This window comes from Streptomyces sp. NPDC002779, assembly GCF_042888685.1.
GTDB lineage: Bacteria > Actinomycetota > Actinomycetes > Streptomycetales > Streptomycetaceae > Streptomyces.
On the sequence record NZ_JBIAQC010000001.1, the window covers coordinates 1,018,941 to 1,039,760 of the forward strand.

General features: G+C 69.1%; 21 protein-coding genes and 4 tRNA genes. 4 read left to right on the plus strand and 21 right to left on the minus strand.

From position 1 onward, the window contains the following. Window positions 1-30: 30 nt before the first annotated feature. From rpoB to ACFYW5_RS04655, 9 genes are all read right to left on the minus strand, one after another. The gene (gene rpoB / locus ACFYW5_RS04615) at window positions 31-3,516 is read right to left on the minus strand and encodes a DNA-directed RNA polymerase subunit beta (protein ID WP_389415433.1); all 3,486 of its coding nucleotides are present in this window, start codon (window positions 3,514-3,516) and stop codon (window positions 31-33) included. A gap of 593 nt (window positions 3,517-4,109) precedes the next feature. Continuing rightward, a complete protein-coding gene (gene rplL, locus ACFYW5_RS04620) occupies window positions 4,110-4,496 on the minus strand; it encodes a 50S ribosomal protein L7/L12 (protein WP_389415640.1) in 387 nt (128 codons plus the stop codon). 121 nt (window positions 4,497-4,617) lie between these two features. Continuing rightward, complete coding sequence (gene rplJ / locus ACFYW5_RS04625) at window positions 4,618-5,148, minus strand: 50S ribosomal protein L10 (RefSeq protein ID WP_389415434.1); 531 nt, start codon at window positions 5,146-5,148, stop codon at window positions 4,618-4,620. Window positions 5,149-5,428: 280 nt separating this feature from the next. Then, on the minus strand, window positions 5,429-6,289 hold the full coding sequence (locus ACFYW5_RS04630) for a DUF1396 domain-containing protein (RefSeq protein WP_389415435.1): 861 nt from the start codon (window positions 6,287-6,289) through the stop codon (window positions 5,429-5,431). Window positions 6,290-6,445: 156 nt separating this feature from the next. Then, window positions 6,446-7,171, minus strand: coding sequence for a 50S ribosomal protein L1 (gene rplA / locus ACFYW5_RS04635; RefSeq protein ID WP_389415436.1), 726 nt, complete (start codon window positions 7,169-7,171; stop codon window positions 6,446-6,448). Window positions 7,172-7,252: 81 nt separating this feature from the next. Continuing rightward, entirely contained in the window at window positions 7,253-7,687 is a 435-nt protein-coding gene (gene rplK / locus ACFYW5_RS04640) for a 50S ribosomal protein L11 (protein ID WP_250070948.1), read from the minus strand. Between the two features lie 159 nt (window positions 7,688-7,846). Then, complete coding sequence (gene nusG / locus ACFYW5_RS04645) at window positions 7,847-8,695, minus strand: transcription termination/antitermination protein NusG (RefSeq protein ID WP_389415437.1); 849 nt, start codon at window positions 8,693-8,695, stop codon at window positions 7,847-7,849. Window positions 8,696-8,776: 81 nt separating this feature from the next. Further along, the gene (secE, locus tag ACFYW5_RS04650) at window positions 8,777-9,061 is read right to left on the minus strand and encodes a preprotein translocase subunit SecE (RefSeq protein WP_389415438.1); all 285 of its coding nucleotides are present in this window, start codon (window positions 9,059-9,061) and stop codon (window positions 8,777-8,779) included. 108 nt (window positions 9,062-9,169) lie between these two features. Then, a tRNA-Trp gene (locus tag ACFYW5_RS04655) sits at window positions 9,170-9,242 on the minus strand. 251 nt (window positions 9,243-9,493) lie between these two features. Here ACFYW5_RS04655 and ACFYW5_RS04660 point away from each other — a divergent pair. Both ACFYW5_RS04660 and ACFYW5_RS04665 read left to right on the plus strand, forming a co-directional pair. After that, on the plus strand, window positions 9,494-10,717 hold the full coding sequence (locus ACFYW5_RS04660; RefSeq protein WP_389415439.1) for a pyridoxal phosphate-dependent aminotransferase: 1,224 nt from the start codon (window positions 9,494-9,496) through the stop codon (window positions 10,715-10,717). Window positions 10,718-10,848: 131 nt separating this feature from the next. After that, window positions 10,849-11,889 (plus strand): adenosine deaminase, encoded by a 1,041-nt coding sequence (locus ACFYW5_RS04665; protein WP_389415440.1) that lies wholly within the window; start codon window positions 10,849-10,851, stop codon window positions 11,887-11,889. On the opposite strand, the gene ACFYW5_RS04670 is transcribed toward ACFYW5_RS04665, so the two are convergent. The 10 genes from ACFYW5_RS04670 to ACFYW5_RS04715 form a co-directional block, all read right to left on the minus strand. Further along, window positions 11,834-12,526, minus strand: a complete 693-nt coding sequence (locus tag ACFYW5_RS04670) for a hypothetical protein (protein ID WP_389415441.1) — start codon at window positions 12,524-12,526, stop codon at window positions 11,834-11,836. The genes ACFYW5_RS04665 and ACFYW5_RS04670 overlap by 56 nt on opposite strands. A gap of 87 nt (window positions 12,527-12,613) precedes the next feature. Continuing rightward, window positions 12,614-13,732 (minus strand): UDP-N-acetylmuramate dehydrogenase, encoded by a 1,119-nt coding sequence (locus ACFYW5_RS04675; protein WP_389415641.1) that lies wholly within the window; start codon window positions 13,730-13,732, stop codon window positions 12,614-12,616. Window positions 13,733-13,735: 3 nt separating this feature from the next. Further along, on the minus strand, window positions 13,736-14,116 hold the full coding sequence (locus ACFYW5_RS04680; RefSeq protein ID WP_389415442.1) for a DUF3291 domain-containing protein: 381 nt from the start codon (window positions 14,114-14,116) through the stop codon (window positions 13,736-13,738). Window positions 14,117-14,126: 10 nt separating this feature from the next. Beyond that, entirely contained in the window at window positions 14,127-15,563 is a 1,437-nt protein-coding gene (locus tag ACFYW5_RS04685; RefSeq protein ID WP_389415443.1) for an MFS transporter, read from the minus strand. A 93-nt stretch (window positions 15,564-15,656) separates the two neighbouring features. Further along, a complete protein-coding gene (locus tag ACFYW5_RS04690; RefSeq protein WP_389415444.1) occupies window positions 15,657-16,226 on the minus strand; it encodes a TetR/AcrR family transcriptional regulator in 570 nt (189 codons plus the stop codon). Between the two features lie 151 nt (window positions 16,227-16,377). After that, window positions 16,378-16,806: a MaoC family dehydratase gene (locus ACFYW5_RS04695; protein WP_389415642.1), complete on the minus strand. Its 429-nt coding sequence runs from the start codon at window positions 16,804-16,806 to the stop codon at window positions 16,378-16,380. Between the two features lie 8 nt (window positions 16,807-16,814). Beyond that, a complete protein-coding gene (locus ACFYW5_RS04700; RefSeq protein ID WP_389415445.1) occupies window positions 16,815-17,267 on the minus strand; it encodes a MaoC family dehydratase N-terminal domain-containing protein in 453 nt (150 codons plus the stop codon). Window positions 17,268-17,392: 125 nt separating this feature from the next. Beyond that, window positions 17,393-17,557 (minus strand): 50S ribosomal protein L33, encoded by a 165-nt coding sequence (rpmG, locus tag ACFYW5_RS04705; RefSeq protein ID WP_003948671.1) that lies wholly within the window; start codon window positions 17,555-17,557, stop codon window positions 17,393-17,395. An 87-nt stretch (window positions 17,558-17,644) separates the two neighbouring features. Then, a tRNA-Met gene (locus ACFYW5_RS04710) sits at window positions 17,645-17,717 on the minus strand. A gap of 46 nt (window positions 17,718-17,763) precedes the next feature. Then, window positions 17,764-17,836: transfer RNA gene (locus tag ACFYW5_RS04715), tRNA-Thr, on the minus strand. Between the two features lie 271 nt (window positions 17,837-18,107). Between ACFYW5_RS04715 and ACFYW5_RS04720 the strand changes: the two genes are divergently transcribed. Both ACFYW5_RS04720 and ACFYW5_RS04725 read left to right on the plus strand, forming a co-directional pair. After that, on the plus strand, window positions 18,108-19,382 hold the full coding sequence (locus ACFYW5_RS04720; protein ID WP_389415446.1) for an amidohydrolase family protein: 1,275 nt from the start codon (window positions 18,108-18,110) through the stop codon (window positions 19,380-19,382). A gap of 224 nt (window positions 19,383-19,606) precedes the next feature. Further along, on the plus strand, window positions 19,607-20,263 hold the full coding sequence (locus ACFYW5_RS04725; protein WP_389415447.1) for an SDR family oxidoreductase: 657 nt from the start codon (window positions 19,607-19,609) through the stop codon (window positions 20,261-20,263). 13 nt (window positions 20,264-20,276) lie between these two features. Here ACFYW5_RS04725 and ACFYW5_RS04730 read toward each other — a convergent pair whose 3' ends face one another. Together ACFYW5_RS04730 and ACFYW5_RS04735 are read right to left on the minus strand one after the other, a co-directional pair. Next, complete coding sequence (locus ACFYW5_RS04730) at window positions 20,277-20,489, minus strand: hypothetical protein (RefSeq protein ID WP_250070935.1); 213 nt, start codon at window positions 20,487-20,489, stop codon at window positions 20,277-20,279. Window positions 20,490-20,576: 87 nt separating this feature from the next. Further along, a tRNA-Tyr gene (locus tag ACFYW5_RS04735) sits at window positions 20,577-20,658 on the minus strand. Window positions 20,659-20,820: the final 162 nt, after the last annotated feature.

A 20,820-nucleotide genomic window follows, 5' to 3' on the forward strand; every position in this document is an offset into this window, starting at 1 on the left:
GGCCTTCTGGTGAAGGCCGCCGAACTCCCGTCAGACCTCTTCGACGCTGCTCGGCTCGCGCCGGGACAGGTCGATGCCGAGCTCCTCCGCCGCGCGGAAGACGTCCTCGTCGGTGTCACGCATTTCGATGGACATACCGTCGCTGGACAGCACCTCCACGTTGAGGCAGAGAGACTGCATCTCCTTGATGAGCACCTTGAAGGACTCGGGGATGCCGGGCTCGGGGATGTTCTCGCCCTTGACGATGGCCTCGTAGACCTTCACGCGGCCGGTGACGTCGTCGGACTTGATGGTCAGCAGCTCCTGGAGGGCGTACGCGGCGCCGTAGGCCTCGAGGGCCCACACCTCCATCTCGCCGAACCGCTGGCCACCGAACTGAGCCTTACCACCCAGCGGCTGCTGGGTGATCATCGAGTACGGGCCGGTCGACCGGGCGTGCAGCTTGTCGTCGACCAGGTGGTGGAGCTTGAGGATGTACATGTAGCCGACCGAGATCGGCTCCGGGAAGGGCTCACCCGAGCGGCCGTCGAACAGCCGCGCCTTGCCGGTCGGGAGCACCATGCGCTCGCCGTCGCGGTTCGGGACGGTGTGCTGCAGCAGACCCGCGAGTTCGTCCTCACGCGCACCGTCGAAGACCGGGGTGGCGACGTTGGTGCCGGGGGCGACACTGTCGGCGCCGATGGCCTGCAGACGCTGGGCCCACTCGTCGGCGAGACCGGAGACGTCCCAGCCGCGGCTGGCGAGCCAGCCGAGGTGGATCTCCAGAACCTGTCCCGGGTTCATTCGGGACGGCACACCGAGCGGGTTGAGGATGATGTCGACCGGGGTCCCGTCCTCGAGGAACGGCATGTCCTCGATGGGCAGGATCTTGGAGATGACGCCCTTGTTGCCGTGGCGGCCGGCGAGCTTGTCACCGTCGGTGATCTTGCGCTTCTGCGCGACGTAGACGCGCACCAGCTGGTTCACACCGGGGGGAAGCTCGTCGCCCTCCTCGCGGTCGAAGACACGGACGCCGATGACCTTGCCGATCTCGCCGTGCGGGACCTTCAGCGAGGTGTCACGGACCTCACGGGCCTTCTCACCGAAGATCGCGCGCAGCAGGCGCTCCTCGGGGGTCAGCTCGGTCTCGCCCTTGGGCGTGACCTTGCCGACGAGGATGTCGCCGGCGACGACCTCGGCACCGATCCGGATGATGCCGCGCTCGTCGAGGTCGGCGAGGACCTCCTCGGAGACGTTCGGGATGTCCCGGGTGATCTCCTCGGGGCCGAGCTTGGTGTCACGGGCGTCGACCTCGTGCTCCTCGATGTGGATCGAGGAGAGGACGTCGTCCTGCACGAGGCGCTGCGACAGGATGATCGCGTCCTCGTAGTTGTGACCCTCCCACGGCATGAACGCGACCAGCAGGTTCTTGCCGAGCGCCATCTCGCCGTTCTGGGTGGCCGGGCCGTCGGCCAGGACCTGGCCCTCGATGATCCGGTCGCCCTCGTTGACGATGACCTTCTGGTTGACCGAGGTGCCCTGGTTGGAGCGGGCGAACTTGGCCAGGCGGTACGTGATGTACGTGCCGTCGTCGTTGGCGGTGGTGATGTAGTCCGCGGAGACCTCCTGGACCACACCGGCCTTCTCGGCCTTGACCACGTCGCCGGCGTCGACCGCGGAGCGGTACTCCATGCCGGTGCCGACGAGCGGGGACTCGCTCTTGATGAGCGGCACGGCCTGACGCATCATGTTCGCGCCCATGAGGGCACGGTTGGCGTCGTCGTGCTCCAGGAAGGGGATCATGGCGGTCGCGACCGACACCATCTGGCGCGGCGAGACGTCCATGTAGTCCACGTCGTCACCGGCGACGTAGTCGACCTCGCCGCCACGGCGGCGGACCAGGACGCGGTTCTCGGCGAAGCGCATGTCATCGGTGAGCGTGGCGTTGGCCTGCGCGATGACGAAGCGGTCCTCCTCGTCGGCGGTCAGGTAGTCCACCTCGTCGGTGACCTGGCCGTCGACGACCTTGCGGTACGGGGTCTCGACGAAACCGAACGCGTTGACCCGGCCGTAGGAGGCCAGCGAACCGATCAGACCGATGTTCGGGCCTTCGGGCGTCTCGATCGGGCACATACGGCCGTAGTGAGACGGGTGCACGTCACGGACCTCGAAGCCGGCCCGCTCACGGGAGAGACCACCCGGGCCAAGAGCCGACAGACGGCGCTTGTGGGTGAGACCCGACAGCGGGTTGTTCTGGTCCATGAACTGCGACAGCTGGCTGGTGCCGAAGAACTCCTTGATGGAGGCGACGACCGGCCGGATGTTGATCAGGGTCTGCGGCGTGATCGCCTCGACGTCCTGAGTCGTCATCCGCTCACGGACGACTCGCTCCATACGCGCCAGACCCGTACGGACCTGGTTCTGGATGAGCTCGCCGACGCTGCGCAGACGACGGTTGCCGAAGTGGTCGATGTCGTCGGTCTCGACGACGATCGTGCCGCCGCTGTCACCGGTGGTCTCGGTCTCGCCGGCGTGCAGCTTCACCAGGTACTTGATCGTCGAGATGATGTCCTCGACGGTCAGGATGCCCGCGTCCAGCGGAGCGTCCGCACCCAGCTTCTTGTTGACCTTGTACCGGCCGACCTTGGCGAGGTCGTAGCGCTTCGGGTTGAAGTAGAGGTTCTCCAGAAGCGTCTGCGCGGCCTCACGGGTGGGGGGCTCGCCCGGACGCAGCTTGCGGTAGATGTCGAGCAGCGCGTCGTCCTGGCCCTGGGTGTGGTCCTTCTCCAGGGTGGCGCGCATGGACTCGTACTCGCCGAACTCCTCCAGGATCTGCTCGGTGGTCCACCCGAGAGCCTTGAGCAGGACGGTGACGGACTGCTTGCGCTTGCGGTCGATACGGACACCGACCATGTCGCGCTTGTCGATCTCCATCTCCAGCCAGGCACCCCGGGACGGGATGATCTTGGCCGAGAAGATGTCCTTGTCGGACGTCTTGTCGATGGAGGAGTCGAAGTAGACGCCGGGCGAGCGGACCAGCTGGGACACCACGACACGCTCGGTGCCGTTGATGACGAAGGTGCCCTTGTTGGTCATGAGCGGGAAGTCGCCCATGAAGACCGTCTGGGACTTGATCTCGCCGGTCTCGTTGTTGGTGAACTCAGCCGTCACGAAGAGCGGGGCAGCGTACGTGAAGTCGCGCTCCTTGCACTCGTCGATGCTGTTCTTCGGCGGTTCGAAGCGGTGGTCGCGGAACGTCAGCGACATCGACCCGGAGAAGTCCTCGATCGGGGAGATCTCCTCGAAGATCTCCTCCAGACCGGACTTGGTGGGGACGTCCTGACCGGACTCCAGAGCCGCCTCGACCCGACTCTGCCAGGCGGAGTTCCCGAGCAGCCAGTCAAAGCTCTCGGTCTGCAGCGCGAGCAGGTTGGGAACCTCGAGGGGCTCCTTGATCTTTGCAAAGGAGATGCGCAGCGGGGCGGTGCTGGCGCCGTTGTTCGTATTCGCGGTCGAGGCAGTGCGCGAGGCGGCCAAGAGGGGGTCCTTCCGAGGGCTCGGACTCACTACGCGCGTACCGGCCCCTCACTCCGGGGCGCAGAGACAGATTCCCCTTTTTGGCTGTTTGGCCAGGTCAGGGATGGTCCGGTCGTCTGTGCTCGGGCGAGGGCATGCCCCTGGTGACGGGCAGGGGACAGCTAACAGGCAGCGCAAAGGGTCAGTGTAGCCAGTTGGCACACTGATGTCCAGTGCGGGTTGTTCGCGACCCTCGTTGTCCTCAACGCCCTCGTTCTCAACGCCCTCGGCATGCACGCCCTCGATGCACGTTCATACTGCCCTCTTCGCCGTCGATCCATGCCTCGGATTCGGATCGTTGTGACGACGCGTCCTGAGAATTGCGCGCTGCGTGCGGTTCGTCAAGGCCCCCCTTGGCAGAACCGGGGGCGTCCGGAGACACGACGAAGATCACCATACCCCTCGTGACCTGAGGCGCAAGGCAACCGCGGCCGCCCCTCCGGGAACGCAGAAGAGCGACCACCCGGATGGATGATCGCTCTTCGGTGCGCTCGCGTTACAGCCCTGCCGGACCGCAATCAGCTCGCTCGGATCCGTACGGATCCGGTGAGGTGTTACTTGACCTCGACGGAGGCGCCGGCGCCCTTGAGGGACTCGGCGGCCTTCTCGGCGGCGTCCTTGGCGACCTTCTCGAGGACGGGCTTCGGGGCGCCGTCCACGAGGTCCTTGGCCTCCTTCAGGCCGAGCGAGGTCAGCTCACGCACGACCTTGATGACCTGGATCTTCTTGTCGCCCGCACCGGTGAGGATGACGTCGAACTCGTCCTTCTCCTCCTCGACGGCGGCGGCCGGGGCACCCGGGGCGCCGGCGGCGGCAACGGCGACCGGGGCCGCGGCGGTGACGTCGAACTTCTCCTCGAACGCCTTCACGAACTCGGAGAGCTGGATCAGGGTCATGCCCTCGAACTCGGCGAGCAGTTCTTCCTGGGTGAGAGCCATGATGGCTTTCCTTCCACTAATTCGGCAGGTGCCGGATGTACATGACTGGCGGGCGTACGTTCGGCCCGCTACGACCGTTGCCCGTGGCCGGAGGCCTCAGGCGGCGATCATGATGCGAGCCGAATTACTCGGCACCGCCCTGCTCGTCCTGCTTGGCGCGAAGCGCGTCCACGGTGCGGACGAGCTTCGACGGGAGCGCCTGGAAGAGCGCGGCAGCCTGGGACTGCTTGCCCTTCATGGCACCCGCCAGCTTGGAGAGCAGAACCTCGCGGGACTCGAGGTCCGCAAGCTTCTTGATCTCATCGGCGGACAGCGCCTTGCCGTCAAGGACACCGCCCTTGATGATGAGATTCGGGTTGTCCTTGGCGAAGTCACGAAGACCCTTCGCCGACTCCACCGGGTCACCGGTGACGAAGGCGACAGCAGTCGGACCAGCGAAGAGCTGGTCGTCCAGCGTGATCCCGGCCTCGTTGGCCGCAATCTTGGTCAGCGTGTTCTTCACCACGGCGTACTGGGCGTTCTCACCGAGCGAACGACGCAGCGTCTTGAGCTGCGCCACGGTGAGACCGCGGTACTCGGTCAGCACGGCGGCGTTGGAGCTGCGGAACTTGTCCGTCAGCTCGGCAACCGCGGCAGCCTTGTCGGGCCTCGCCATAGAGCCTCGGCCTCCTTCCGGGTGATTCGGACCGCGCGGACCCGAAGGAGGACTGGGGAAAACGAAACGCCCCGGCGCAGGCGCTCGGGGCGTGACTCGACCGTCATGAAGATCCATGCGGGAGCAACTTCCACAATCACCTGCGCGGGTCGTCCGCAGTTCAGCGGATCCTTCGGCCACCGCGCCCTCGAACGAGCGCACGGCAACGACCAGCGGTCTTTGGCTTCTGGAAGAGAGTACGTGACCGGATCGCCGTGAAGCAAATCCGGTCATACGGCGCTCAGCTCTCGCCGAGGTCCTTCATCATCTCGGCCAGGTCGACGGTGTCCTCGGCGGGCGGGGCCTGCACGGTCACCGGCTCGTTGTAGTCGAGGAAGGTGATGGTCAGATCGAGCGGGCCCTTGTCGGCGGCGCCCTTCATCCGGAACTGCTTGGTGTGGTCCTCGCCGTCGACCCACATGTCCATCGTGAGCTTGTCGACACCCATGTCCGCGTACTGCTCGATGCTCTTCTCACGCTTCTCGCGCGTGGCCTTGTCCTCGTCCTTGAGCGAGTCGCGGAGCGCGTCGAGGGTGACGGTGCCCCGGTAGTGGGTCGTCTCGACGCCGTCGACCTTCTCGGTGCCGATCTCCCGCACGTCCTTGGCGCCGGTGAGGAACGTGGAGTCGGCCGCGGGGTTCTGCTCGGCCCGGCCGGCGGCGGGGTTTCCCCCTCCGCCGAGCGCGTCCTCGCCGAGCGCGGACATGTCCAGCTTCATCCAGGACTTGCCGTCCATCTCCTTGGCCATCTCGGCGTTCCCGCCGATGTACATGGCCTTGCCGACGAGCCGGATCTCGGCGGAGCCGTCCGCCCCCTCGTCGAGGGCGGTGATCTTCATGCTCATGGCCAGGGTGGGCTTCATGCGCATGGAGGCCTCGGCCTTGACCCGCCCCTGCTCCGGCACCTCGCCCGTCATGCGGTACCGCAGGGAGGTGATGTCGTCAGAGTTCTTGGCGGCCTTGGCAACGGCCGCCGCGGGTGACATCTTCGGCGACTCCTCGCCCTTGCCGCAGCTCACCGCGCCGGCGGCGAGGGCCACGGCGGCGAGCCCGGCGCCGATCGTCCGAGCGCGCGTGGAACGTCGTACAGAAGGCCCCGTCATCGATTCCCCCCAAGGAACACATGAGCGATTCACAGCGAAGCGGTGAGCCTAACCGATGGCGGTGCGAGCGGTCGCTTGAATTGCGCCGGAACAGGAACGGGCCCCGCACCTGGGAAGGTGCGGGGCCCGTAGCCGACTTCAGCGAGCCTCGATGGCTCAGACCGCGGCCGGGTCCTCCTCGACGAGGAGGTTGCGGGTGCGGTTGGGGTCGACCGGAATGCCGGGGCCGATCGTGGTGGTGATGGCGGCCTTCTTGATGTAGCGACCCTTGGCGGCGGACGGCTTCAGACGGAGGATCTCCTCCAGGGCCGCGCCGTAGTTCTCCACCAGCTTGCTGTCGTCGAACGACGTCTTGCCGATGATGAAGTGCAGGTTCGAGTGCTTGTCGACGCGGAACTCGATCTTGCCGCCCTTGATGTCGTTGACAGCCTTGGTGACATCGGGGGTGACGGTGCCGGTCTTCGGGTTCGGCATCAGACCACGCGGACCGAGCACGCGGCCGAGGCGGCCGACCTTGCCCATGAGGTCCGGGGTGGCGACGACGGCGTCGAAGTCCAGACGGCCCTTCGACACCTCGTCGATGAGCTCGTCGGCGCCGACGATGTCGGCGCCCGCGGCACGAGCGGCCTCGGCACGGTCACCGGTCGCGAAGACCAGGACCCGGGCGGTCTTACCGGTGCCGTGCGGGAGGTTCACGGTGCCACGGACCATCTGGTCGGCCTTGCGCGGGTCGACACCCAGACGGAAGGCGACCTCGACGGTGCCGTCGAACTTGGTCGTGGAGGTCTCCTTGGCGAGACGGACGGCCTCGAGCGGGGCGTAGAGCTTCTCCCGGTCGATCTTGGCGTCCGCAGCGCGGAGAGACTTGCTGCGCTTGCTCACTACTGCTCCTGGGGTTTTCTTAGGAGTCGTGGTCCGGGCCGAGCAGGCCCTGCCACTACTGCTGGTCTACGAGGTTGGGGCTCAGCCCTCGACCGTGATGCCCATGGAACGGGCGGTGCCGGCGATGATCTTCGACGCGGCGTCCAGGTCGTTGGCGTTGAGGTCGGGCATCTTGGTCTCGGCGATCTCGCGGACCTGCGCCTGGGTGATCTTGGCGACCTTGGTCTTGTGCGGCTCGCCGGAGCCCTTCTCCACGCCCGCGGCCTTGAGGATCATCTTGGCGGCCGGCGGCGTCTTGGTCACGAAGGTGAAGGAGCGGTCCTCGTAGACCGTGATCTCCACCGGGATGACCCAGCCACGCTGCGACTCGGTCGCGGCGTTGTAGGCCTTGCAGAACTCCATGATGTTGACGCCGTGCTGACCCAGCGCGGGGCCGACCGGCGGAGCCGGGTTGGCGGCACCGGCCTGGATCTGGAGCTTGATGAGCCCCGTGACCTTCTTCTTCTTGGGAGGCATAGCTCTCCGGGTCCTTTCGAATCGGGTGTGCCGCCACCCGGGTCGCGTCCCGGATGAAGGCATACCGCACAACGATAACGGGTATAGATGCGCGGCCAAAAACCGAGCAGGTCAGGCGCCCACATGAGCGTTCGCCTGACCTGCCCGGAAGCGTGAGATCTAGTTCTTCTGGATCTGGTCGAACGACAGCTCGACCGGGGTCTCGCGACCGAAGATCTCCACCAGACCCTTGACCTTCTTGGAGTCGGCGTTGATCTCGTTGATCGTGGCCTGGAGGGTGGCGAAGGGGCCGTCGGTGACGGTGACCGAGTCGCCGACCTCGAAGTCCAGCACCTGGACCTCGACCTTGCGCTGCGGCGCCGGCTTGCCCTCGGCCTCGGCGGCCTCGCGGGCTGCCTTCTCCTCGGCCTCGGGGGCGAGCATCTTGACGATCTCGTCCAGGGTCAGCGGGTACGGGTCGTAGGCGTTGCCCACGAAGCCGGTGACGCCGGGCGTGTTGCGGACGACGCCCCAGGACTCGTTCGTGAGGTCCATGCGGACCAGGACGTAACCCGGGAGCTTGTTCTGCTTGATCGTCTTGCGGTCGCCGTTCTTGATCTGGACGACCTCTTCCTGCGGCACTTCGGCCTGGAAGATGTAGTCCTCGACGTTCAGCGAGACGGCGCGCTGCTCCAGGTTGGTCTTCACGCGGTTCTCGTAACCGGCGTAGGTGTGGATGACGTACCACTCGCCGGGCAGGGTCCGCAGCTCTTCGCGCAGGGCGGCGACGGGGTCGGCCGGCTCGGCCGGCTCTTCCTCGGCTTCGGCTGCGGCCTCGATCTCGATCTCGTCCTCGGCCTCTTCGGCCTCGTCCTCGACGTGGAGGGCCGCTTCCTCCGCGGGCTCGCCGGCCTCGGCGTCGGCAGCCTCGACCTCGTCCAGGTCCTCGTCCGCGCCCTCGACGATGTCGAGCTCGTCTTCGACAGTCTCGTCGGGCTCGATGGCGTCGTTCAGGTTCTGGTCAGACACGGTGGCTGCTTCTTCCTGGATACATAGGGGTGGTACATGCGAAAAGGGGCGCCGGTAACCGCGGCGCCCTTCGCTCTGTGCTCAGCCGAAGATGTACTTGGCGGCGTGGTCGAGCCCATAGTCAATCACGGTCACCAGGCCGATCATGATGACGACGAAGACAATCACCACGGTCGTGTAGGTCGTCAGCTGGCTGCGCGACGGCCAGACGACCTTGCGCAGCTCGGCGACGATCTGGCGGTAGAAGAGGGCAAGACGCTTCAGCGGACCCTTCTTGGCGCGCTTTCCGCCCTTGCGGGTCTTCCGGGAATCCGGCGCCTCGTCCTCGGCATCAGGCATGTCGATGGAGCCCACGGCGTCCGTCACTCGTCCTCACCTGATTCCGGGTCGTGGCCGTGCCGCGCCCGGTCTGAGCCGCACGGCGGTGCATTGCTGTACGTACCTGCGCACACATCCTGGCGAAGGTGTGTGTAGCAGGGCCGGAGGGACTTGAACCCCCAACCGCTGGTTTTGGAGACCAGTGCTCTACCAATTGAGCTACGACCCTTTGTGTGTTCCCCAACGTACCGCATCCACACGGGTGCTCGGTGTGCACCGTACGAGTGCGGGCTGCTGGAGGCCAACGAGGAGAGAGTGTACGTGTTCTCAAGCGCCTCGTCGAACAGAAAGTGCCCCGTGGGAGCCGGGGAGATGGAAGATCGCCCAGCGTGCGCCGCGGATCCGGACGGTTGTTCAGCTGTTGTTCAGTCCGTGAAACCCGCGTGCCGGAGCAGTTTCCGGTCTGAAACGATGGGCTCCATGAGCGCTGCAACCCCTCCCACCGACCGCCGGGTCTCCGCCCGAGTCGGCGCGATCTCCGAGTCCGCCACCCTCGCCGTGGACGCCAAGGCCAAGGCTCTCAAGGCCGCCGGGCGTCCGGTGATCGGCTTCGGCGCCGGTGAGCCCGACTTCCCGACCCCGGACTACATCGTCGAGGCCGCCATCGAGGCGTGCAAGAACCCGAAGTACCACCGCTACACCCCGGCCGGCGGTTTGCCCGAGCTGAAGGCCGCGATCGCCGCGAAGACGCTGCGGGACTCCGGCTACGAGCCCGAGGCCTCGCAGATCCTCGTCACCAACGGCGGCAAGCAGGCCATCTACGAGGCCTTCGCCGCGATCCTGGACCCGGGCGACGAGGTGATCGTCCCGGCGCCGTACTGGACGACGTACCCGGAGTCGATCCGGCTGGCCGGCGGTGTCCCGGTGGAGGTCGTCGCGGACGAGACGACCGGCTACCGCGTCTCCGTCGAGCAGCTGGAGGCGGCCCGTACGGAGCGGACGAAGGTCGTCCTGTTCGTCTCCCCCTCCAACCCCACCGGCGCGGTCTACAGCGCCGCGGACGCCGAGGCGATCGGCCGCTGGGCCGTGGAGCACGGCCTGTGGGTGATGACGGACGAGATCTACGAGCACCTGGTCTACGGCGACGCGACCTTCACCTCGCTGCCCGGGATCCTGCCGGAGCTGCGGGACAAGTGCGTCGTGGTCAACGGTGTCGCCAAGACGTACGCGATGACGGGCTGGCGGGTGGGCTGGATCATCGGCCCGAAGGACGTGGTGAAGGCGGCGACGAACCTCCAGTCGCACGCCACGTCGAACGTCTCCAACGTCGCCCAGGTCGCGGCGCTGGCCGCCGTCGCCGGTGACCTGGACGCCGTCGCCACGATGCGCGAGGCGTTCGACCGGCGCCGCAAGACGATCGTGCGGATGCTCAATGAGATCGACGGCGTGGTCTGCCCGGAGCCCGAGGGCGCCTTCTACGCGTACCCGTCGGTGAAGGGCCTGCTGGGCAAGGAGATCCGCGGCAAGCGTCCGCGCAGCAGCGTGGAGCTGGCCGAGCTGATCCTGGAGGAGGCCGAGGTGGCGGTCGTCCCGGGTGAGGCCTTCGGCACGCCGGGCTATCTGCGGCTGTCGTACGCGCTGGGCGACGAGGATCTCGTCGAGGGTGTCTCGCGGATCCAGAAGCTGCTGGCGGAGGCGAAGTAGCCGAGACCGCTGCGGGCAGGGCACCTGGGGCTTCCCGGGTGCCCTGTTCCTTTGTGCTTCCTTTGTGCGAGCAAGACCACGTACGGGGAAAGCGCTACCGGGGCGGCCCGGACGTGCGGCAGGATCCTGGGATGGAGCGTGTACGTGATCTCTCTCAGCTGCCGAAGGCCCATCTGCACCTGCACTTCACCGGTTCGATGCGCCCCGCCACCGTTCTGGAACTGGCCGACAAGCACGGCGTGCGGCTGCCCGACGCGCTGACGGAGGCCCTGACGAGCGGGGAGCCGCCGAGCCTGCGGGCGACGGACGAGCGGGGCTGGTTCCGTTTCCAGCGGCTGTACGACGCGGCGCGTTCGTGTCTGCGGGAGCCGGAGGACATCCAGCGGCTGGTGCGGGAGGCCGCGGAGGAGGATGTGCGGGACGGCTCGGGCTGGCTGGAGATCCAGGTGGACCCGACCTCGTACGCGCCTCGTCTGGGCGGGCTGATCCCCGCTCTGGAGGTCATCCTGGACGCGGTGGAGACGACGTCGCGGGAGACGGGCCTGGGGATGCGGGTCGTGGTGGCGGCGAACCGGATGAAGCATCCGCTGGACGCGCGGACGCTGGCGCGGCTGGCGGTGCGGTACGCGGACCGGGGTGTGGTCGGCTTCGGGCTGTCCAACGACGAGCGCCGGGGCATGGCGCGGGACTTCGACCGCGCGTTCGCCATCGCGCGGGAGGGCGGTCTGCTGTCCGCTCCGCATGGCGGTGAGCTGGCGGGCCCGGCGTCGGTGCGTGACTGTCTGGACGACCTGGACGCGCACCGGATCGGCCACGGGGTGCGTGCGGCGGACGATCCGCGGCTGCTGAAGCGGCTGGCGGACCGGGGTGTGACGTGCGAGGTGTGCCCGGCGTCGAACGTGGCCCTGGGCGTGTACGAGAAGCCGGCGGACGTGCCGCTGCGCACGTTGTTCGAGGCCGGGGTGCCGATGGCGCTGGGCGCGGACGACCCGCTGCTGTTCGGTTCGCGGCTGGCGGCGCAGTACGAGATCGCCCGCCGGCACCACGCCTTCACGGACGCGGAACTGGCGGAGCTGGCCCGGCAGTCGGTACGGGCGTCGGCGGCGCCGGAGGACGTCAAGGCGCGGCTGCTGGCCGGGGTGGACGAGTGGCTGACTCGCCCGGTCGCCTGAAGTGGGCGTACGGCGGATACGGCTTGAAGCAGATCAGGACCTCGTAGGGGTGCCCGCCGCCGGGCGGCTGGGCCAGCGGCAGTCCCGTCATCAGCGCCGAGTGCCCTTGAGCGACCCGCTTGTGGTGCGGCCCGAAGCCTGCGGCGTGGGCGAAGCCGACGGCGGTGTCGGCGAACACGTCCCGGCTGCCGAACAGGAAGAACGTACGGGCGTGCGTGGTGTGGCGCAGCTCGTCGCGGTCCCGCCGGGCCTGCCAGGTCCGCGCGTCCCGGGCGGTGCGCGCCTCGTCGGTGCGGGCGGTCAGGGGAGTGCCCCCGCGCAGCTTGCGGCGGAGTACGGGCCACTGGCTGGGGCGCAGTCCGAGGGTGTGGTGGGCCAGGACGAGGTCGACCCGCTCGCCCCAGCCTTCGTCGGGCGGGACGCCGTCGCGCAGCGGGATGTGGACGATGGTGTGCCGGGAGCAGGCGGCGAAGGAGAACAGGCCCGCCAGCCGGCTGAGTCCGTCGTGGTCGCCGAGCAGCAGGCCGATGGGGTCGGGCGCCGTCAGTGAGGTGTGCCGCAGGGTGGTCCGGGGCTGGACCACGCGGTGTGCGTGGGGTCCGGTCCGCGGCCTGAACTCGGTCAGCCTCAGCCGCATGCGCGATGCCTCATGGCCCCAGGGTCGGGGCTGCCCGCCCTCTCCCGCAACGGAGATTGGGCCGCGAAAGAGCCGCGCTTACAGGCTCTACAGGCTGACGCCGACCGTCACCGGCTCGTTGACCAGGGTGATTCCGAAGGCCTCGCGGACTCCGGCGACGACCTCGCGGGCGAGTGCGAGCAGGTCCTCGGTGGTCGCCGTGCCCCGGTTGGTGAGGGCGAGCGTGTGCTTGGTGGAGATGCGGGCGGGCCCGCTTCCGTAGCCCTTGGTGAAGCCCGCCTTGTCGATCAGCCAGGCGGCGGAGGTCTTGGTGTGCCCCTCCCCCGCCGGGTAGGCCGGGGGCTCCACCGTGTCGCCGAGCCGCTCGTGCACGCGTGCGTGGAAGGCCGCGAACTGTTCGTCGGTGAGGATCGGGTTGGTGAAGAAGGATCCGGCGGACCAGGTGTCGTGATCCTCGGGGTCGAGGACCATGCCCTTTCCGGCCCGCAGCTTCAGGACGGTCTCGCGGGCGTCGGCGAGCGGCACCCGGTCGCCGGGCTCGACGCCGAGGGCGCGGGCGGTCTCGGCGTACTTGATCGGCCCGGACAGTCCGTCCGCGTCCTCCAGGGCGAAGCGGACGCGCAGGACGACGTACCGCTCGGGGTCGGCCTTGAAGCGGCTGTGGCGGTAGGAGAAGGCGCACTCCTCGTTGGTCAGCGTGACGGTCTCGCCGTGGTGGCGGTCGTAGGCGGCGACCTCGGTGATCGTGGCGGAGACCTCCTGGCCGTACGCGCCGACGTTCTGGATCGGGGTCGCACCCGCCGAGCCGGGGATGCCGGCCAGGCATTCGACGCCGGCGAGTCCGGCCTCGACGGTGCGGGCGACGGCGTCGGTCCACACCTCGCCTGCGGCCAGTTCCAGGCGGGTGCCGTCGAGCTCGACGCCCCGGGTGGCGATGGCGAGGGCGGTGCCCGCGAAGCCCTTGTCGCCGATGACCAGGTTGGAACCACCGCCGATGACCAGCAGGGGGGTGCCCGCGGCGTCGGCCTCGCGGACGGCGGCGATCACCTCGGCGTCGGTGGTGGCGGTGATCAGCCGGGTGGCGGGTCCGCCCAGGCGGAAGGTGGTCAGCGGGGCGAGGGGGGCGTCGTGGAGTTCCTGCACGCGCTCAAGGGTACGAGAACGGCCCCACCGGTCCGGGCGGGGCCGCTCCGTTACGTCGTCCAGGACTCAGCCCAGCCGGCGGATCGCCTCGGACCAGTCGAGCGGGAGTTCGTCGCCGCGCACCGTCCAGGTGACGAACTTCGCGTCCCGCATCAGGGGGGCCAGGTCCCGGGAGGCCGGGGCGTGCGGGCCGGAGCGGGCGAAGGTCTTCAGGGCCTGGGGCGACTCCCAGGCGGACAGGGTCCAGAAGGTCCGCCGCAGGGGCTGCGCCCTGAGGGTGGCCCCGTAGGCGCCGGGGGCGCGGCTGACCTGGCGCCACACGCCCGGGGTGCGCAGGAAGAACTTCAGCGCGCCCGCGAGGGTGCGGGTCTCGAAGCGGGAGGCGAAGACGTGCACCTCGGCGCCGTGCTCAGGGGTGTGCGGAGCGGTCCAGGGAAGAGTGGGCATGACGTTCTCCTCAGCGTCCGGCGGTCTCGAGCACGGGGGCGGGGGTGTCCGGGGTCCCGGCGGGCTCGGTGTGCCTCCGGCCGGGGATGATCAGGGCGGCGACACCGGCGAGGGCCACCAGCGCGGCGCCGGTCACCAGGGCGGGCTTCAGTCCGTCGACGAAGGTCTGTCCGGTCTCGTAGCCGCCTTGGGCCGCGAAGATCGACGACATGATGGCGATGCCGAGCGCGCCGCCGACCTCGCGCAGGGCGTTGTTGGCGCCGGAGGCGATGCCCTGCTCGCCGGCCCGGACGCTGGACATGACGAGGGCGGAGGCGGGTGCGAAGAACAGGGCCATGCCGATACCGCTGATGATCAGACCGGGCAGCTGGATGCCGTAGGAGGCGTCCGCGGTGATGACCCAGGCCAGGTAGCCGAGGCCCGCGGCCTGGAGGAAGAGGCCGGTGGCGACGACGGGGCGGCCGCCGATCCGGTCGGAGAGGATGCCGGCGATCGGCGCGACCAGCATCGGCATGCCGGTCCAGGGCAGCATCCGCAGGCCGGCCTCGGTGGGCGAGTAGCCGAGCACGCCCTGCATGTACTGGCTGAGCAGGAAGATCGAGCCGAACATGCCGAGGAACATCAGCATGCTGGCGGCGTTGATCCCGGAGAAGGCGCGGGAGCGGAACAGCCGCATCGGGAGCATGGGGTTCTTGGCGCGGGTGCTGTAGAGGACGAACCCGGCGAGCAGCGCCCCTCCGGCGAACAGGGCGGTCAGGACCGAGGGCGCGGTCCAGCCGTCGGCGGGGCCGCGGACCAGGCCGTAGACGATGCCGAAGAGGCCACCGCTGGCGAGGAGGGTGCCGGGGAGGTCGAGGGCGGCGCCGGTGCCGTGCGACTCGGCGAGGCGGAGGCGGGCGAGCGGGAGCAGGATCAGGCCCAGCGGAACGTTCAGCCAGAAGATCCACTGCCAGGAGATGTGTTCGGTGAGGCTGCCGCCGATGAGCGGCCCGGAGGCCACGGCGAGGCCGTTGACGGCTCCCCATATCCCGAACGCCATCCCCCGCTTGGCGGCGGGCACGGCGGCCGTCAGCAGGGTCAGCGTCAGCGGCATCATGATCGCCGCGCCGACGCCCTGCACCGCGCGGGCGGCGATCAGGGAATCGATGCCGGGGGCCATGGCCGCGCCGGCGGAGGCGGCGGTGAAGATCGTGATGCCGACGAGGAAGAGCCGGCGGCGGCCGAACCGGTCGCCGAGCGCCGCGCCGAACATCAGCAGGACGGCGAAGGTGAGGGTGTACGCGCTCACCGTCCACTCCAGGTCGTGCAGCCCCCCGCCGAGGTCTTCGCGGATGGAGGGCAGCGCGGTGGTGACGACGAGGTTGTCGAGGGCCGCCATGAATCCGGCGACGCTGGTGATGACGAGAGCCCAGACGGGCCCTCCGCGAGGTGCGGTCTGCTGTGACATCTCTCCCCCAGAGGGTGCTCACGCGGCATGGTTAGTTATTGATGACTAACTTTTACGATCATGAAAAGGCGCCGGAAACGCCTCTCCCTGGCGTCAGTGTTCGAGCCGCCCCTTGGTACGGGCGGCCGGGTAGAGCCCTTCCCACACCCGGTGCTCGGGCGGGAATCCCATGGCGACCAGGCAGTTGACGAGCATCCCGTACGCCATGAAGGTCGTCGTCTCCTTGACGTCGGCGCCCAGCGGCAGATGGACGGTGTCCCACAGCCGCATCCAGCCCTCGCGCACCGCGGCGCCGAGCTCCAGCTCGCCCTCCCGCTCGGCGGCCGCCACGGCGACGTACATCTGCATCTGCATGAGCAGCTGCTCAGGATGCTCCGCGATGACCTTGGTGTACGCGTCCGCCATGGCATGCAGGGCCTCCTCGCCCTCCAGCCCCTCGGACGCTTCCGAGAAGGTGCGGATGGAGTCCTCCAGACACCGCTCCGCCGCCGCCAGGAAGATCGCCTTCTTGCCCGGGAAGAGCCGGAAGAGATACGGCTGCGAGACACCGACCCGCTTGGCGATCGTCTCGGTCGACGTCCCGTGATAACCGGTGCGGGCGAACTCGCCCATCGCGGCACGGATGACGCTCTCGCGCCTCTCTTCTGCGCTCATCCTGACCATGCCGGTAAGTTAGTACTCAATCACTAACTGAGTCAAGGGCGAGGGAACCGGGCCAACCCCCCACCCGTTGGGGCCGGTAGGGGGCCGCAACGCCGTAAGGGGCGCCCCACCATGGAGAACGCCCCTTACCTCACCCCCCGCGCGCGTGCCGTCAGGCCAGTCGTACGACCGCTCTGGACATGCCGAGCACCTTCTGGCCCGCGCTGGTCGCCGTCAGGTCCACGCGGACGGTGTTGTCGTCGAGCTTGGCCGCGACCTTGCCGCTGACCTCGATCGTGGCGCCCTGGTCGTCGTTGGGGACCACGACGGGCTTGGTGAAGCGGACGCCGTACTCGACGACCGCGCCCGGGTCACCGGTCCAGTCCGTCACCACGCGGATCGCCTCGGCCATGGTGAACATGCCGTGCGCGATGACGTCCGGCAGCCCGACCTCCTTGGCGAACTTCTCGTTCCAGTGGATCGGGTTGAAGTCGCCCGAGGCGCCCGCGTACTGGACGAGCGCGGCACGGGTCACGGGGAACGTCTGCGCGGGCAGCTCGGTGCCGACCTCGACGTCGGCGTACGAAATCTTCGCCGTCATGGGATTGCTCACGCCTCCTCGGCCGCGCGGGCGACCAGCTTCGTCCAGGCGGTCACGACGTGCTCGCCCGCCTCGTCGTGGACCTCACCGCGGACGTCCAGGATGTCGTTGCCGGCGAGGGACTTGATCGCCTCGATGGTCGAGGTGACCGTGAGCCGGTCGCCGGCCCGGACCGGGCGGGCGTAGGCGAACTTCTGGTCGCCGTGCACCACCCGGCTGTAGTCGAGGCCGAGCTGGGGGTCGGCGATGACCTCTCCGGCCGCCTTGAAGGTGATGGCGAACACGAAGGTGGGCGGGGCGATCACATCGGGGTGGCCGAGCGCCTTGGCGGCTTCCGGGTCGGTGTACGCCGGATTGGCGTCCCCCACCGCCTCCGCGAACTCACGGATCTTCTCGCGGCCGACCTCGTAGGGGTCGGTGGGCGGATAGGTCCGCCCGACGAAGGACTGGTCGAGCGCCATGGGCTCGGCACCTCCTGGAGTCAGCGTGTGGTTTCCCGGGATCTGCGAACCGGCCGTCGACCGGCCGACGAAACGACACGAGGCCGCCCCCGGAGTGCGGGGACGGCCTCGTGTACGAGCCTGATTTATCGCGTTTCGCGGTGCGCGGTGTGCGCATTGCAACGCGGGCAGTGCTTCTTCATCTCAAGACGGTCCGGGTTGTTACGCCGGTTCTTCTTGGTGATGTAGTTCCGCTCCTTGCACTCCACGCAGGCCAGCGTGATCTTCGGGCGGACGTCGGTGGCAGCCACGTGAGTGCTCCTTGACGAACGGATAGGACATGAACGCAAGCAAGAGTAGCCGATCGAAGGACCGACCCCGCAATCGGCTACTGTCAGTAGCGGTGACCGGACTTGAACCGGTGACACAGCGATTATGAGCCGCTTGCTCTACCGACTGAGCTACACCGCTGTGATGCGATCAGTTCCCGCCTTGCGACGGGAACCTCTCACACCAGAGCCCCAATACGGAATCGAACCGTAGACCTTCTCCTTACCATGGAGACGCTCTACCGACTGAGCTATTGGGGCGAGCGATGAAGACATTACACGCTCGGCAGCCGTTCACCCAAATCCGTTTCGCGGCGCCCTCGGCACCCTGTTCCGGCGCGCTTCCCAGGCGCCTCGGCCGCCCCCGCCGTAGGCCATCGCCCCAGCTCCCGCATGGCGGACCACACCGGTACGACTATTGCGCTCCTCCCGGCCGCGAGCGGATCACCGTCCTAGGCTCGACGCACTCTGCGTGATCTTGCGTCCCCGCGCAGTCCGCCGCGCAGCCCGAGCAGCGAGCACCTGGAGCGCGATGCCCGACAGCCAGCCCCAGCCGCATCATTCGTCGTCCTCGTCGTCGTCCCCGGGGTCGTCCGGTCCGTCCGATCCGGCCGCCCTGCTGCTCTGCGGGGCACGGCTCGCCGACGGCCGGACCGTGGACGTCCGGCTGGGCGGTGGTCGCATCGAGGCGGTGGGCACGGCGGGAAGCCTGGCGGCGAGCGGCACGCGCGCGTGCGGCTCGCGGGTGGACCTCACCGGCTACCTGCTCCTGCCGGCCCCCGCCGATCCGCACGCCCACGGCGACACCGCCCTCTCCGCCGACGCGGACGGCCCGGTCTCCTACGACCCCCAGGACGTCCAGCGCCGGGTCACGGAGGCGGCGCTGCTGCAGCTCGGCCACGGCGCGACCGCGGTGCGGGCCCACGTGCGGGTGGGCGACGTCCCGGGGCTCGGCGCGCTGTCCGCCGTCCTGCGCGCCCGGCGCTCGCTGCGCGGGCTCACCGAGCTGACCGCGGTGGCGATGCCGCGGCTGCTGACCGGCGTGGCCGGGGCGGACGGGCTGGCGATGCTGCGGGACGCGCTGAAGATGGGCGCGGCGGTGGTGGGCGGCTGTCCGGATCTGGATCCCGATCCGACGGGGTACGTGGAGGCGGTCCTGGAACTGGCCTCCGAGCACGGCTGCCCGGTCGACCTGCACACGGACGCCGACGACCCGGCGCGGCTGTCCCGGCTGGCGGCCATGGCGGGCGGCCTGCGCCCCGGCGTGACGCTCGGCCCGTGCGGCGGCCTGGGGCGCCTCCCGGCCGACGCGGCGGCCCGGACGGCGGACCAACTCGCCGCGGCCGGCGTGACGGTGGTGTGCCTGCCGCAGGGCGGCTGCGGGGGCGTGGAGCAGCGCGGGACGGCGCCGGTACGGCTGCTGCGCGCGGCCGGGGTGCGGGTGGCCGCGGGGAGCGGGGCGCTGCGGGACGTGTCCAACCCGGTGGGCCGCGGTGACCCTTTGGAGGCGGCGTATCTGCTGGCGTCCCGCTACGGGCTGAGCCCGGAGGACGCCTATGACACGGTGAGTTCAGGGGCGCGGACGGTTCTGGGTCTGCCCGAAGTCCGGGTCGAAGCGGGCTTTCCGGCGGACCTATTGGCGGTGCGGGGGGATCGGCTGGCGGGGGCGTTGTCGCTGGCGTACAGCCGGATCGTGGTGCATCGGGGGCGCGTGGTGGCGCGGACGAGCGCGGTGCGGGAGTACTGCAACTCCGCGGCGGCGGTGGAGTTGGGGTTGCCCCGGCAGGGGCGGGGGGAGGTTTCCTGAGGCGGTGGGGGCCGGGTTTCGAGGGTGGGCGGGGTGGCATCGTCGGGGCCTGTGTGCGCGGAGCGCAGGGCTTGTCGCGCTGGGTAAGTGGCGCTGAGCGGCGTCGGGGTGAGGCGTGGGGCCCACGTCGGGGCGGGTGCGGTTGCGGGGCGGTGCCGGTCGGGCCGCGGAGGCTCTGGGGACTCATGCGGCGGATGCAGCCGTCCGGGCGTACGGTCGAAGACATGCGCACAGTCATCGCTGGAGGTCATGGTCAGATCGCGCTGCGGCTGGAGCGGCTGCTCTCCGCGCGCGGGGACGAGGTCGCGGGCATCATCCGCCGCGCCGAACAGGGCGACGATCTGCGGGAGGCGGGTGCCGAACCGGTGCTGCTGGACCTGGAGTCGGCGACGGTGGAGGAGGTCGCGGCGCATCTGCAGGGGGCGGACGCGGCGGTCTTCGCTGCGGGCGCAGGGCCGGGCAGCGGATCGGCCCGCAAGCAGACGGTGGACAAGGACGCGGCGATCCTGTTCGCGGACGCGGCGGTGCGGGCGGGTGTGCGCCGGTACGTGATCGTGTCGTCCATGGGTGCCGACCCTCAGCACGAGGGCAGCGAGATCTTCGACGTGTACCTGCGGGCGAAGGGCGAGGCGGACGAGTACGTGCGCGGCCTGACCGCACTGGACTGGACGATCCTGCGCCCCGGCGCGCTGACGGACGACGCCGGCACGGGCCTGGTCCGCCTGGAGGCCCACACGGGCCGCGGCCCGATCCCGCGCGACGACGTGGCCGCCGTACTGGCGGAGCTGATCGACACCCCGGCCACGGCCGGGCTGACCCTGGAGCTGGTCAGCGGCTCGGCTCCGGTGTCGGTGGCGGTGAAGTCGGTGGCGGGCAACTGAGAACGCCGAGCCCTCAGAACAGCGGCAGCTGACCGGGGAACTCGGGCACGACGTACCCGTCCAACGACGGTTGCGCGGCGCCGAGTTCCGCGGGCCGCCGAGAACCGGCGCACGAGACGAGTTCCCCGCTGCTCCGCGCACCGGGCGGATCGTGCCGCGCGAACCGCCCGGCAACCACGGCGATCTCCCGACGGCACTCGGGGCACCTTCTGCGTCGAGTGGTCATGGGGCCAGTCTGCCCGGGGAACGGCCGCACACGAAGAGACCCCCTCAGCCCTGTGTTTCCACAGTGCTGAGGGGGTCTTCCCCGAAGTGGCGGCGCCAGGATTCGAACCTGGGAAGGCTGAGCCGGCAGATTTACAGTCTGCTCCCTTTGGCCGCTCGGGCACACCGCCGGGGTTGTTGTCCTTCGAACTGCCTTTCGGCTGCGTTCCCCGGCAACGACGTAAACAATACCCGATGCCGAGGGGTGGTCCGCCACCCGATTGATCTCCGCCCCGGGGACCGGGGATGGCTAGGCTTATCCGGATGCGGCCCGGGTTGCACACCGGGCTCGG